This window comes from Algibacter lectus, assembly GCF_900112395.1.
Taxonomy (GTDB): Bacteria; Bacteroidota; Bacteroidia; order Flavobacteriales; family Flavobacteriaceae; genus Algibacter; species Algibacter lectus.
The window spans coordinates 238,996-253,945 of the sequence record NZ_FOLN01000004.1; the positions used below are offsets into that span (position 1 = coordinate 238,996).

At 34.4% G+C, this 14,950-nt stretch carries 10 protein-coding genes; 7 read left to right on the plus strand and 3 right to left on the minus strand.

Translation table 11 applies throughout. The features are described 5' to 3' along the window. Nucleotides 1–98 precede the first annotated feature (98 nt). The 3 genes from glmS to BM246_RS09520 are packed head-to-tail and all read right to left on the minus strand — an operon-like array spanning nt 99 to nt 4,488. Nucleotides 99–1,952 carry a glutamine--fructose-6-phosphate transaminase (isomerizing) gene (gene glmS, locus BM246_RS09510; protein WP_042503992.1) on the minus strand — a complete coding sequence of 618 codons (1,854 nt, stop codon included), beginning with the start codon at nt 1,950–1,952 and terminating at the stop codon, nt 99–101. A gap of 12 nt (nt 1,953–1,964) precedes the next feature. Next, nucleotides 1,965–3,650 carry a BamH family beta-barrel-assembly machinery protein gene (locus BM246_RS09515; protein WP_074937440.1) on the minus strand — a complete coding sequence of 562 codons (1,686 nt, stop codon included), beginning with the start codon at nt 3,648–3,650 and terminating at the stop codon, nt 1,965–1,967. Between the two features lie 28 nt (nt 3,651–3,678). Continuing rightward, complete coding sequence (locus BM246_RS09520; protein ID WP_042499589.1) at nt 3,679–4,488, minus strand: glycogen/starch synthase; 810 nt, start codon at nt 4,486–4,488, stop codon at nt 3,679–3,681. A gap of 162 nt (nt 4,489–4,650) precedes the next feature. On the opposite strand from BM246_RS09520, the gene panC reads away from it, so the two are divergent. The 7 genes from panC to BM246_RS09550 all read left to right on the plus strand — a co-directional run bounded on the left by panC (nt 4,651) and on the right by BM246_RS09550 (nt 14,860). Next, the gene (panC, locus tag BM246_RS09525; protein ID WP_042499544.1) at nt 4,651–5,502 is read left to right on the plus strand and encodes a pantoate--beta-alanine ligase; all 852 of its coding nucleotides are present in this window, start codon (nt 4,651–4,653) and stop codon (nt 5,500–5,502) included. Nucleotides 5,503–5,515: 13 nt separating this feature from the next. Beyond that, nucleotides 5,516–5,866, plus strand: a complete 351-nt coding sequence (panD, locus tag BM246_RS09530) for an aspartate 1-decarboxylase (protein WP_042499542.1) — start codon at nt 5,516–5,518, stop codon at nt 5,864–5,866. 5 nt (nt 5,867–5,871) lie between these two features. Next, nucleotides 5,872–6,852, plus strand: coding sequence for a lysylphosphatidylglycerol synthase transmembrane domain-containing protein (locus BM246_RS09535; RefSeq protein WP_074937442.1), 981 nt, complete (start codon nt 5,872–5,874; stop codon nt 6,850–6,852). Nucleotides 6,853–6,946: 94 nt separating this feature from the next. Continuing rightward, entirely contained in the window at nt 6,947–8,098 is a 1,152-nt protein-coding gene (locus tag BM246_RS09540; RefSeq protein WP_074937444.1) for an alpha/beta hydrolase, read from the plus strand. A gap of 36 nt (nt 8,099–8,134) precedes the next feature. Beyond that, nucleotides 8,135–9,493, plus strand: coding sequence for a DNA repair protein RadA (gene radA / locus BM246_RS09545; RefSeq protein ID WP_074937446.1), 1,359 nt, complete (start codon nt 8,135–8,137; stop codon nt 9,491–9,493). Between the two features lie 443 nt (nt 9,494–9,936). Then, a complete protein-coding gene (locus tag BM246_RS19985) occupies nt 9,937–10,092 on the plus strand; it encodes a hypothetical protein (RefSeq protein WP_159140059.1) in 156 nt (51 codons plus the stop codon). A 160-nt stretch (nt 10,093–10,252) separates the two neighbouring features. Continuing rightward, nucleotides 10,253–14,860 (plus strand): LamG-like jellyroll fold domain-containing protein, encoded by a 4,608-nt coding sequence (locus tag BM246_RS09550; RefSeq protein ID WP_074937447.1) that lies wholly within the window; start codon nt 10,253–10,255, stop codon nt 14,858–14,860. Nucleotides 14,861–14,950 lie beyond the last annotated feature (90 nt).

Here is a 14,950-nt window from a genome sequence, read left to right on the forward strand (position 1 = left end):
ATTGTGATTTTGATAAAAAAAGAGTGCTATAAATGTAAATCAGCCTGATTTCAAGTTTTGAAATCAGGCTGATTTAATTTTAATTTTTATATAAAATATTACTCTACCGTAACAGATTTTGCTAAGTTACGTGGTTGGTCGACATTTTTGTCTAACAACACAGCAATATGATAAGATAATAATTGAAGTGGAATAGTTGTTAACAAAGGAGTAAGCGACTCTAAAGTTTCTGGAACTTCAATAACATGATCGGCTAACTCTTTAACTTGCACATCGCCTTCGGTAACTATACCAATAATTTTACCTTTTCTAGATTTAATTTCTTGAATATTACTTACTACTTTTTCGTAGTGGCCTTTTTTAGTTGCAATAACTACAATTGGCATATTCTCATCAATTAAAGCAATAGGTCCGTGCTTCATTTCTGCAGCAGGATATCCTTCAGCATGAATATATGAAATCTCCTTTAATTTTAGCGCACCTTCTAAAGCTACAGGGAAATTAAAGCCTCTACCTAAATAAAGAATATTTCTAACATCTTTATAAATATCGGCAATCATTTTAATATGTGCATCAGACTTTAACGCCTCTTCAACTTTATTAGGAATCATTTCTAATTCTAATAAGTGCTGACGGAAATCTGAACTACTGATGGTGCCTTTTGCTCTTGCAAGTCTTAAAGCCATAAGCGTTAAAACTGTAATTTGAGTTGTAAAAGCTTTTGTAGATGCTACTCCAATTTCTGGACCAGCATGCGTATAAGCTCCTGCATCAGACTCTCTAGCGATAGATGAACCAACTACATTACAAACTCCAAAAACAAATGCTCCTTTAGATTTTGCTAATTTAATAGCAGCTAAAGTATCTGCAGTTTCACCAGATTGTGAAATAGCGATAACAATATCGTTTTCTGTAATTATAGGATTTCTATATCTAAATTCTGAAGCGTATTCAACCTCTACAGGTATTCTAGCTAAATCTTCAAAAATATATTCTGCAACTAATCCAGCATGCCAAGACGTTCCGCAAGCAACAATGATAATACGATTGGCATTTAAAAACCTTTTCATGTTATCTTCAACACCAGCCATTTTAATAATAGCTTCGTTACGTAACAATCTACCTCTGTAAGTATCGGTAATTGCTTTTGGTTGTTCGTGAATTTCTTTAAGCATGAAATGATCGTATCCACCCTTTTCAATTTGCTCTAAATTTAATTGAAGCTCTTGAACGTATGTGTCAACAATAGAATCATCTTTTATTTTTCTTACTTTAATTCCTTTATGGAATCTAATAACTGCCATTTCTTCATCTTCTAAATAAACAGCGTTTTTAGTATACTCTAAAAAAGGAGAAGCATCACTAGCGATAAAGAATTCATCTTCATTTTCACCAATACCGATAGCTAACGGACTTCCTAAACGAGCCACAACAACTTCTTCTGGCTTATTTTTATCGAAAACAGCAATAGCATAGGCTCCAATAACTTGGTTTAATGCAATTTGAACTGCTTTTCCTAACTTTACTTTTTCCTTCTTTTTTACATCTTCAATTAAATTAATAAGAACTTCTGTATCTGTATCTGATTGAAATGTATATCCTCTTGTAATTAATTCTTGCTTAAGTGAATCGTAGTTTTCAATAATTCCGTTATGGATTATTACTAATTCTCCAGAGTTTGAAAGGTGAGGGTGAGAGTTAACATCGTTTGGCACACCATGTGTTGCCCAACGTGTATGCCCTATACCAACACTACCTGTTTTAGTTATTTCTGCAGTGGCGCGTTCTTCTAAATCAGCTACTTTACCTTTTGTTTTAGATACTTTTAGGTCTTTACCATCAAAAAGAGCAATTCCAGCACTATCGTACCCTCTATATTCTAATCGTTTTAAGCCTTCAATTACTATTGGATACGCTTCTCTATACCCAATATAACCTACAATTCCGCACATAAGTTGATGTTTTTAATTATTTGGTTCTGTGTAAAACACTTTAAATTTCATTCTTTTCTCATCATCAACATTTGCATTTGAACCATACAATACTGTTCCTCTTGGCGTAATAACCGATGCTGCTGGTAACCCCGTAACATCCTCATCATCACTATCCGCAATTGCAGAAATATTTGTATAATTCACATTGGTAGATAAAACTAAACCAATTTTTGTATTTGTTGAATCGTTGACCAAGATATTATTTAAATGTTCGGTTAAACGAATTTTATATTTATAAACACCATTTTCATCGACAACACGTTGACCTAAACTAATTATCTTAGAATTAAATGGATCCGTACTGGATTCCACTGGATCAATTTGATAGTCGTAAGTAGACATAATATTATTGATGTCGTAAGCATAAACCCTATTGAAATGACTATAATTATTACCATTAGAATCGTCTGGAAGCGCTTGCATTACCTCATCTTCAGAGATAACAAGTTGCGCATCGTTAACTAACCTACTTAAAATATAATTACCATCTTCATCTTTTTCGTAATCATCATCTCCACTAGGTATTCTAAAACTATCTAAGAAATCCTTTTTAGCTTCATCATTTTCAAACAAATCAACCACAGCCATAGAATTACCAGAACCTTTTAAATACAAAGATTGATCTCCATTAGTTTCATCTCCGTCTGCTAGTGCAACTTCTGTAATTTTATTTACAAAAGTATTTAATGTGTTTCCTGTAAAAGATAACGTGTATGTACCCTCAACTGTTTCCCCGGCAGTGGCAGAATCGTAACTATAGTTAATAACTATATTAGCATCTGTAGATGCCATATCGAGTAAAACCATACTTCCGTCATCACCAATTGCTTCAGCTTTAAAAAATAAACCTCTAAAATAGTTAGCAAAATTATTGGCATTACTTAATTCAGCTCCACCCTCTTTATCTATGATAAGCGATTTCCAAAAAGCAGCATCTAATTCTGCGGTAAAAGCAGGTGCGCTTCTAGTTGTTACCTCATCATCAGTTCCCGCATCTGTAACCGTTACAATAGCAGCACTACTAGGGGTTACACTTTCTTGTTCAAAAACCAACTGCTCCTTTAAGTTATCGAAATTAATAACAGAAGTTCCATTATAAGCCATATTATCAGAGCTTCCATCTGAATATGAATAATACTTTTGCGCTGTATCATCAGCATCTGCAAACGGATCAAAGTCTCTTAAAAAATATTCGTTTTTGTAAATAGATAATTTAAAAGGCTTTATAGCGCCTGTATAGTCACCGTATAGAGAATCTTGAATAGTATATTCCGCATTACCTTCCTCATCAAAATCAATAACACGACTGAAGTAAGGAATTGTAAGCACAACTGATGTTATCTCCGGATTATCTCCAAAATCTGGATCATAACTAGACGGTGTTACCTGTGTAACAATACTAGCAGTAGTTTGTCCATAAACTGGATCGTTAAACACACCTAACAAATAAGATGCTAAACCATTGACCTGTACAGATTCTGTTGTTTTATTATAAGCTACAATAGGAATTTCGTAAGAATCTGTGCTAAAGTTAGCATTATCTTTTCCTAAAACTGCACTTTCTAATTCCGTAAATTCTTTATCGCAACCAACAAAACCGGTTAATACAAATAGAAATGCTGCAGATAATTTAAGGGCTTTAAATGTCTTTTTCATAAGTTGTTTTAAATGAATTTTGAGAAGGCTAGCCTAAAACTTCGTTATTAAAGAAGTTTGTATAAGCTTCACCAAATTCATCTTTGCTTTTATACTCTAAAATAGGTTTATTAGATGCTTTTATATAAGCATCTACTTCTTCTGTGATATCTTCAGACCCTACTATTAGCGCATCGGAGTAATCAATAGCAACTTTCATTAAGTTGTTGTACGTTGGTTCTTCGAGCACCTTTATAGCATCTTCATTAATATTGTCAAATTTAACTTTATTAATCATATCTTTATTTAACGTATTGTTAAAACTTTGATTGTATATCGAAGTCACAATTTTACTTTGGTTAAATAAAGGCTCGTCTTTGTAATATTCTTTTAAATAAACTGGTAGTAAAGAAGCTAACCAACCATGTACATGTATAATATCTGGAGACCAGTTAAGTTTTTTAACGGTTTCTATAACACCTTTTGCAAAGAAAATAGCACGTTCATCATTATCAGAGAATAACTTTCCAGCTTCATCTGTTAAGGTTGCCTTCCTTTTAAAATACTCATCATTATCAATAAAATAAACCTGAATACGTTCTTTTGGAATAGAAGCCACTTTAATAATTAACGGCATATCTAAATCGTTAATCACTAAATTGATACCTGATAACCTGATAACTTCGTGTAACTGATGTCTTCTTTCATTAATATTCCCGTATCGAGGCATGAAGATTCTTATTTGCCCTCCTTGTTGATTTACTAATCTTGGCGCTTCGAACGACATTGACGAAATCTCTGTTTCCGGTAAATAAGGAACTACTTCAGATGATACGTATAATACCCTCTTATCTTTCATATGTTTATTTTTGATGACTTTTAACTTATTTTTTAACAAAAAATAGTAGCAAAAACCCTTAGTTTGTTGCAAATTCTCGCTAAAAAACACGCAAAAGTACAAAATTTTATGCAGATTGCTCGTAAAATCTTAAGTTTGCAAGCGTTAAATTTTAAATAAAAGGTGGAAGTTTACTCGGAAAAACAACAAATTACGGCTGCAATCGATGCCGCAAAAGCTAAAAAACTAACTTTAGGATTAGTACCTACCATGGGTGCTTTACACGAAGGACATTTACAATTAGTAATAAAGGCTTTAGAAGAAAACGATCTAGTTGCGGTTAGCATTTTTGTTAATCCAACTCAGTTTGATAACCCTGACGATCTCGATAAATACCCGAGAACTTTAGAAAACGACATCGCATTATTAAAAACAGTAAGCGCAACCAAAATTATGGTCTACGCCCCTACTGTAGATGATGTTTATGAAGGTAATACCGTTTCAGAAACCTTCGATTTCGATGGTTTAGAACATGAAATGGAAGGCAAGTTTAGAGATGGTCATTTCGATGGTGTAGGCACCATTGTAAAACGCCTTTTCGAGATAGTTAAACCACACAAAGCATATTTTGGTGAGAAAGATTTTCAACAACTTCAAATTATTAAAAAATTAGTTGAAAAACATCATATGCCTTTAGAAATAGTAGGTTGCAAAATTCATCGCGAAGCTAACGGCTTAGCAATGAGTTCAAGAAACACAAGGTTAAAACCAGAATTTAGCATCGCTGCCCCCTTCATATATGAAACACTAAAAACTGCCAAAATAAAATTTGGCACAAAAAGTGCTAATGAAGTAAAGGAATGGGTTGAGAAACAATTTAAAAATCATGATTTATTAGAATTAGAATATTTCATAATTTCTGAGGTTGAAACCTTAAAACCTTTAAAACGAAAATCAAACAACAAAGCATATAGAGCATTTATAGCAGTATATGCAGACGATATTAGACTTATTGATAATATCGCACTAAATTAATTATCTTTGTCGCATGCAAATTCAAGTAGTAAAATCTAAAATACACAGAGTAAAAGTAACGGGTGCCGACTTAAATTATATTGGTAGTATCACTATTGATGAAGATTTAATGGAAGCCGCTAATATTATTCAAGGTGAAAAGGTTCAAATTGTAAACAACAATAACGGAGCTAGGCTAGAAACCTATGCCATTCCCGGACCAAGAAACAGTGGTGAGATCACCCTTAACGGTGCAGCAGCACGTTTAGTTGCTCCTGGCGATGTACTTATTTTAATAACTTATGCTTTTATGGATATAGAAGAAGCTAAAGTTTTTAAACCGTCGTTAGTTTTTCCTGATGAAGCGACCAACTTACTTAAATAAGCCGTTTGAATAAACAAGCAAAAAATATACTTAAAATTACACTCCCATTATTACTGGGAGTTTTTTTGGTCTGGTATTCACTATCGAAAGTATCGATTAGCAAAATTGTTGAATACGCCCAAAATGCCGATTACACCTATATTATTCTAGGTGTTTTTTTAGGACTTTTAAGTCATTTATCACGCTCTTACCGCTGGATTTTTATGTTAGAACCTATGGGCTATAAAATAAAATTCGGCAATAGCGTTATGGCGGTTTTTGCAACCTACTTAATAAACTACACCATACCTCGCGCAGGCGAAGTTGCCAGAGCCTCTATATTAACAAACTATGAGGGTGTCCCGTTCGAAAAAGGTTTCGGAACCATTGTTGCCGAGCGTATTGCAGATATGCTCGTTATGCTAGGCATTATTGCGATTACGCTTTTTCTACAATTCGATTTTATATATAGTTTTTTAGCTGAAAAGTTTAATCCTGTAAAAATCGGAATTGCCCTAGCTCTATGTGTTTTTCTTGGTTTATTATTTCTAAGATTAATAAAACGAAGTAAATCCAAACTTGCTTTAAAAATTAGAAATTTCGCCAACGGACTTATTGAAGGCGCCTTAAGTATTTTTAAAATGAAGAAAAAATGGGCGTTTATTTTTCACACCCTTTTCATTTGGGGCATGTACCTACTCATGTTCTACGTCACTTCGTTTTCCATAACAGAATTACATGGCATTTCTGCTGGAGCTATTTTAATAGGGTTTATATCAGCTAGTTTTAGCATTGCCGCAACCAACGGTGGTATCGGCTCCTACCCTTTGGCTATTTTTGCGGCCTTTTCAATTTTCGGTATCGCAGAAGAACCAAGTATCGCTTTTGGCTGGATTATGTGGGCATCTCAAACATTAATGGTTATTATTTTCGGAGGTATTTCTCTAATTTATTTACCAATTTATAACAGGAAGAAAACCGAAGAAACGAAACAACCAGCAAATTAAGATTTCGTTTCTCAAAGCCCAACACTTTTCTTTTTTGAATTGTAATCTCTTATTTCATACCTTGCCATAATTAAATCTCAAATCGTTTTTTAAAATGAAGAAACTCATCCTTTTCGTTTTCCTGTTTAGCCTTACTTTTGTAAACATTGAAGCTCAAGTAAAATATGAAACTTTCGAATCTTCTAAACTAGGAGAAACACGGCAAATAAAAATTCAATTACCCCGTGGCTACGACTCTAACAACGATAAAAGCTATCCTATTTTTATAGTTTTAGATGGCGACTATTTATTTGAAGCCGTTGCCGGAAATGTAGATTATTATTCATATTGGGAAGATATGCCAGAATCTATTGTAGTTGGCGTAAACCAAATGGATACAAGATATGATGATTGTTTATACTCTGAACAAAACTCGCTACCCGTTGAAACTGGCGCTGCTTTTTTTGAATTTATAGGTCAAGAACTTGTTCCGTATATAGAAAAAACCTTTAGAACAGTAAACTTTAGAGTAGCCGTTGGCCATGGACTAACAGCAAACTTAATAAACTACTACTTACTAAAACCTCAACCATTATTTCAGGGCTACATAGCGGTGAGTCCAGAATTAGCCCCAGTTATGTTAGATTATATTCCAGAAGGTTTATCTAAAGCAGAATCTAAAATTTTCTACTATTTAGCCAACACAGACAACGATGGATCTTCCATAAAAAAAATGACCAATACTTTAAATACCGATATTGCCGCACTAGATAATAAAAACCTAGTATATAATTTTGATAGTTTTGAAGGACCATCTCATTATTCTGTACCAACACATGCTATTCCAAATGCAATTGAAAAGATGTTTCATGTTTTCCAGCCCATATCAAAAAAAGAATACAAAGAAACCATACTCGAATTGCAAATTTCACCTGTTTTATATCTTCAAGAAAAATATGAAAGTATTAATCAACTATTCGGAATTGATAAAAAAATTCTGATTAATGACTTTAAAGCTATCTCTGCCGCTATTGAAAAAAATGAGCTTTACGAATATTATGAAGACCTAGGAAAATTAGCCCGAAAAGCATATCCTGAAACGCTTTTAGGCACATATTACATGGCACGTTTTTACGAAGAAACAGGCGAACCTAAAAAAGCAATGCGAACCTATCAATCGGCTTACACCTTAAAAGAAATTGCAGGTGTTACTAAAGATGAAATGCTAGAAAAAGCCAACTTAATTAAAGAGGATTTCGGTTACTAAAATCTAAACACAATACTAAATTCCAAATTTGAAAAAATGGCCAAAGTAAAAACCACTTTTTTTTGCCAAAACTGTGGCACGCAATATGCCAAATGGCAAGGGCAATGTAATGCTTGTAAAAATTGGAACACTATAGTTGAAGAGGTGATACAGAAACCAGAAAAAAGCGATTGGAAAACCCCAAGCAATAGTGCCAAACGAGTTTCTAAACCTCTACGATTAAAAGAAATTGACTCATCGAAAGAAGCTCGCTTAGACACTTCAGATGCTGAATTTAATCGCGTTTTAGGAGGCGGCATTGTCCCTGGCTCTTTAACACTTTTAGGAGGAGAACCTGGTATTGGCAAAAGTACACTACTACTTCAAATATCATTAAAACTACCATACAGAACACTATATGTTTCTGGTGAAGAAAGTCAAAAACAAATAAAAATGCGTGCGGAACGCATTAACCCAAACAACGAGAGCTGTTACATTCTAACAGAAACAAAAACGCAAAATATTTTTAAGCAAATTGAAGCCTTAGAACCAGACATCGTTATTATAGACTCAATACAAACACTACATTCCGATTATATAGAATCATCAAGCGGGAGCATCTCTCAAGTAAAAGAATGCACAACCGAGCTTATCAAATTCGCAAAAGAAACCAACACACCAGTTATTTTAATTGGGCACATTACTAAAGACGGAAACATTGCAGGACCAAAAATACTAGAGCATATGGTGGATACCGTGCTCCAATTTGAAGGCGACCGTAACCATGTATTTAGAATTTTACGCGCACAAAAAAACCGTTTTGGTTCAACTCACGAACTTGGTATTTACGAAATGTTAGGTTCAGGATTAAGAGAAGTCTCTAACCCTAGCGAAATTTTAATTTCAAAAAAAGACGAAGAACTTTCGGGTAACGCCATTGCGGCAACACTAGAAGGCATGCGACCTTTAATGATAGAAGTTCAAGCCTTAGTAAGCACAGCTGTATATGGCACACCACAACGTAGCGCCACAGGCTTTAACGCTAAACGTCTTAACATGTTATTAGCCGTTTTAGAAAAACGCGCAGGATTTAGATTAGGTGCAAAAGATGTCTTTTTAAATATTACGGGAGGCATAAATGTTGATGATCCAGCTATAGATTTAGCTGTTGTTGCGGCTATTTTATCTTCAAATGAAGATGAAGCTCTCCCTGCAAATTATTGTTTTGCTGCAGAGGTTGGGTTATCAGGAGAAATCCGCCCTGTGCAACGTGTAGAGCAACGCATACTTGAAGCCGAAAAACTTGGCTTCTCAACAATTTTTGTGTCTAAATACAATAAAATCTCTTTGAGAGATACTAACATTAAAATTCAATTAATTTCTAAAATTGAAGATCTAGTATCAAGCTTAACCTAAAAACCACTAATCTACAGAAAACTGCAATTGAACGACACTAGCTCACTACCCGAACGATTCTCTTTATAATCTGACAATGATTTGTATAGTTTTGTATAACAAATTACGTGAAATAATTGAATTTTGTTCCCTCAGCACAATTCGACTTACTAAAATTCGTTTAGAAAATAAAAAAAAACATATCACAGCGATGTATTTTAACGGTTTTTTAAGCATTAATTATAAAAAAGATGTCTTTAAACGAGTTTTTTAGTTGTTTTAACGATAAAAAAACATTAATATTACCACCAATTTAAATCTCATTTCAGTTTTAAACACCGAAATAAAATTTAAATTGGTGCACGTTTACTTCCCTCGTAAATACATTTTAATATATCCATTAATCAAAAAAAATAGTTATAGACAAAAATTTAATAGTCCCAAACTAATTAAAATTTTAATCTATGAGTATAAATTACGCCAACCTATACCCTGTTATAGCACTTTGCTTAACACATACATTTTATACATTCTTAAAGTTATTACATGCACTTAATTTAGCCTCGCTAAACTTAAGCACAAGAAATCCATACGGCACCAATGTAAAAATTCAGGAATAGAAATACTTATTTTTCATTATCCAATAATTCACAACATTTATACAAATTAGCTTTAATACGCTTTTCTCCCTAAAATATAATCTCTCAAATTAATTAAACAATGCGCCTCAATAATTTCAAGTTTAAATTCATTCTGTTTTTTTGTTTTATTTTTTTCAATATGGCAAATGCCCAGTTAAGCGACTTGCATTTCCTACCTCCATTAAAACAAGATGCTAACAACCAAGCTATACAGCAACAAACCATTTATCTATCAACACCTACCGTAAATACTTTTACTGTAAATGTTTATCAAGGCACAAGTACAACACCCCTAACCAGTTTTTCTTTATCTAAAGCAACCCCTGTAACTTATAGTTTAAGTAATGGAGACAACAACATTACCTTGGTAAGCAACAATAATACTGGCGTTGTTTTAAGCACCGCAGGCTTAAGGTTTGAGGCTCCTTCGGGCGATAATTTTTATGTAAACTACAGAGGTAGATCAGGATCACAAGCAGCTTCAATAACAACAAAAGGAAGGGCTGCTTTGGGACAAAAATTTAAATGGGGAGGCGCACCCATTGAGGCTAACCATAATACAATGAGTGCAACTTTAGGTATTATGGCTTCAGAAGACGATACCAATATTACTATCTCAGGTTACAATCCTAATTGCGAGTTTAGACTTCAAAACGATTTAGACGGACTTACGGCCAATACAATTAATATCACCTTGCAAAAAGGACAGTCTTATGTTTTGGAAGCTGCCAAAGATGCTGCATCGGCAAACGTAGATGGCTGGATAGGCGCTTCAATAAATTCAGACAAAGATATTGCTATTAGTAATGGTATGTTAAATTTCGGAGTAAACCCTTCTAGCGCTAGTAGAGATGCCGGAGCCGACCAGCCCGTTCCAGAAGATAAGTTAGGTAAAGATTATGTTTTTGTAAGAGGTCGCGGAGGCAGCTCGAATGAGTTTGTAATCATCATAGGAACTCAAGCAAATACAAACGTCTATGTTAACGGTAATACAACACCTTTTGCAAATATAGATGAAGGAGAGTACGCAGAAATACCTAGTTCATATTTTTCAGGAAATTCAGTTGGAGATAACATGTTAATCACCACTTCTAAAGACACCTATGCTTATCAAGTTATTTCAGGAGATACCGGCATACATACCGTAAGTCTTAATTTCGTAGCACCAGTAAGCTGCCTATTACCAGACACCATGGATTTTATTCCTAATATTAAGGATATATCAGGAGTCACTGCTAATGGCGGAGTTTTCATCATAGCCTCTACCTCTACAGACGACTCAAACATTAAAGTTAAAGATGGTGCCACTGAAGTCGCGCTTCCTGCAGCAAAAGCTGTAGCAGGTTCTTCAGACTGGAAAACATTTTATATTTCAGGGCTTACAGGAGATATTTCTGTTCAATCTTCTGGTCCTATTGCTGTTGGATACTTAGGATACAATGGCGCGCGTGGTATTGCTGGATATTTTTCTGGATTTGATACTGTTCCCGAAGTAACTTTACAAGTTGCAGGTGGAGGCTGTTTGCCAGGAGCTATAGTAGAAGTTATAGATGAAACATTCGATTCCTACCAATGGTTTGAAGATGGAGTCTTAATAGCAGGAGCAACACACGCAACCTATTCACCAACAACATCTGCAGATTATTATGTAAGAGTTGTAAAAGGCGGATGTACTTATGATTCTCAACCACTTTCCGCATACTATTGCAACCCAGATATTGTGCTAACCAAAACGGTTGATAAAGACCAAGTTATTGAAGGTGAAACAGCAATATTTACAATTGAAGTAGAAAACTCTGGTTTAAACCCTGTTACAAACTTAAAAGTTGAAGATAACATCCCTAACGGGTTAACTTTAATAAGCTCTAACACTTCTGTAGGAACTTGGAGTGGTAACACTTGGACAATAGGTACTTTAAATAGCGGAGACAAAGAAACTATTGAGTTAGAAGTAATGGCCGATGACATAAATACCATGGCTACAGCTCTCACAAATACAGCATTTAATTATCAAGACCAAACAGATGATAACATCACTCCCGATAGTCCTTCTGCTGATATTTACATTTACAATTTTGTAAGCAAGGCTTCTATAGATTTTGATGGAGCTGATGATTATTTAGATGGCACACCATTTATAACTGATTGGGACAATGCTACAATAATGGGTTGGATAAAAATTGATCATGATAATGACGGTAATTTACCTGATTCTTACAGTATTGCTGGGCAAGAAAATATGCGAATTTTTGTAACTAACGGTCGCACACCTGCCTTTTCGGTAACTATGCAAGGCGAGGTCACGGCATCATCAAACTATCCAAATAATATTCAAGTACAACCAGATCCATCTTCAGGTGTTAAACTAGAAAATAACCTATGGTATCATGTGGCCGGAGTGTTTGACTCAAGTAATGAATCCATCAAACTGTATCTAAACGGCGAATTAGTAGGCACAACAACAAATTCAAAATTAAATTCAGAATTAATAACTAAAAATTATAATGGTACTCCACATATCTACTCTACAAGAAACTTTACAATAGGTAGATACCCGACCAACACTAGTCCTTCGAAACATTTTAACGGAGACATAGATGAGGTGCGTGTATTCAATACCGCATTAAGCGATGTACAAGTACAACAAATGGTTTACCAAGAAATAGAAGAAAACACCGGTGTTATACGCGGTAGTGTTATACCAAAAAATATTGAAGACCCTAATTTATCAAAAGTACCTTGGTCTACTTTACAAGGATATTACCCTATGACGGATATCTATTACGCTACAAATACTGTAACAGATTACTCAGCAAGCGGTCACGATTTAACATTACATAACATTTCAACAATACTCGAGCAAACAGCTCCAATGCCTTTTGTTACAAATAGTGATGGAGATTGGACCAACGAAACAAACTGGCTACATGGTGATGTTTGGGATATAACAGACACCAACGGAAATAGCCCGTGGAGTATTATAAAAATTGAACACAATATTGAAGGAAACCTTTCAACTGAAAATCTTGGGTTAATAATTGACACAGACAAAACGTTAACTATAAATGGCGATAATCTTGTAAAAAACAATTGGTACCTAGAATTAAATGGAGCATTAGATTTAATGAATGATTCCCAATTAATACAAACCGAAATTAGTGACTTAGTAACATCAGAAAACGGTAGAATATTAAGGAGACAAGAAGGTACATCAAATGTATACTGGTACAACTATTGGTCTTCTCCTGTAGGAGCTACAAGCATCACCCCTTTAACCAATAATAACGCCTCAGAAAATAACAGTAATAATTCAACCTTTAATCTAGACATGATTAAATTTAATCCTGGATTAGAAGGAAGATTTACATCAAGTTACAGCGGATCAGGAAGCATTAGCACCTTCTGGCTTTACACTTTCACAAACGCATTAACTTATTGGGATTGGAGAAAACTATCACTATCAACCCCTATACAACCCGGTGTAGGATATACCCAAAAAGGAACAGGTACACCAGAAGATAAGCAAGAATATACCTTTGAAGGAAAACCCAATAATGGAACTATTTTAATTGATGTTATTGATAAAGGAGGAGAAGGGTCCGTAGCAACGGTATCCAAGACAGAATATCTTCTTGGAAATCCTTACCCATCGGCAATTGATATTCATAAATTTATTGATGACAATGTAGGATTAATAGATGGCACTTTGCAAATTTGGCAGCAATGGAGTGGATCTTCCCATAACCTAGCAGATTACAATGGCGGTTACGCACAAGTAAACAAATTAGGATCAACTAGAGCGCGCCAGTTTGTAGGTCTTGCTGATGAAACTACAGGAGGAGAAGCTGGCACACTTTTACCAACAAGATACTTACCTGTTGGACAGGGATTTATCACAGAAATCACATCAACCGGCCAAGTGGAGTTTAATAATAGCCAGCGTATTTTTATTAAAGAAGCTGATGCAGACGGAACAGAGGCTAGTGGCTCTGTATTCTTTAAAGGTGTTCAAGGAAAAAATTACACAACAAACGAAACCCCTTCCGAAGAAAATAGCATTCAAAAAATCAGATTAGAATTCAACTCTATAACAGGTCCTCAAGCCAAACGCGAACTTTTATTAGGCTTTAGCGAACAAACTTCAGATGCTTATGATTATGGTTACGATGCTGAATCTGACGACACAAACAACAATGATTTAAACCTTGATTTGGATGGTAAAAATATGAATTTACAAGCCTACGGTGAAATTACCGATGATAAGGTTGTATCATTAAATTTTAGATCGTCTGGAGATAATGCTTTCGAAATTAAAATCACTGAAGAAGTTAATTTAGATGAAAACCAAAACGTTTATTTACGCGATAATTTATTAGGAACCTATTTCGATTTAAAACAAGATGCTGCCTACAACTTCACGTCTACACAAGGTATCTTTAATAAAAGGTTCGAAATTGTATTTCAAAATGAAGTACAAACCCTAAGCAACGAAGAAGTTACAGCTACCGAAAACTTTATGTATTTCCAAAACAAGGTAAATACATTTTATGCAAAAAAATTAAATAGCGACGTTAATAAATTAGCATTGATAAACATGAGAGGACAAACCGTTTTAGAACAACAAAACCTGTCATCTTCAGAATTAAGCAACGGTATCCAATTTAATAATTTAGCAACCGGAACCTATATTGTATGTTTAAGAACAGACATAAATGAAGTGCTTACTAAAAAGATAGTAATCAACTAAAAATTAAACACATACACAATTTTTAAAAAGACCACAACTCTAGTGGTCTTTTTTTATTTCAAAAAATTAATGTTTTAAGTATTATTCCTT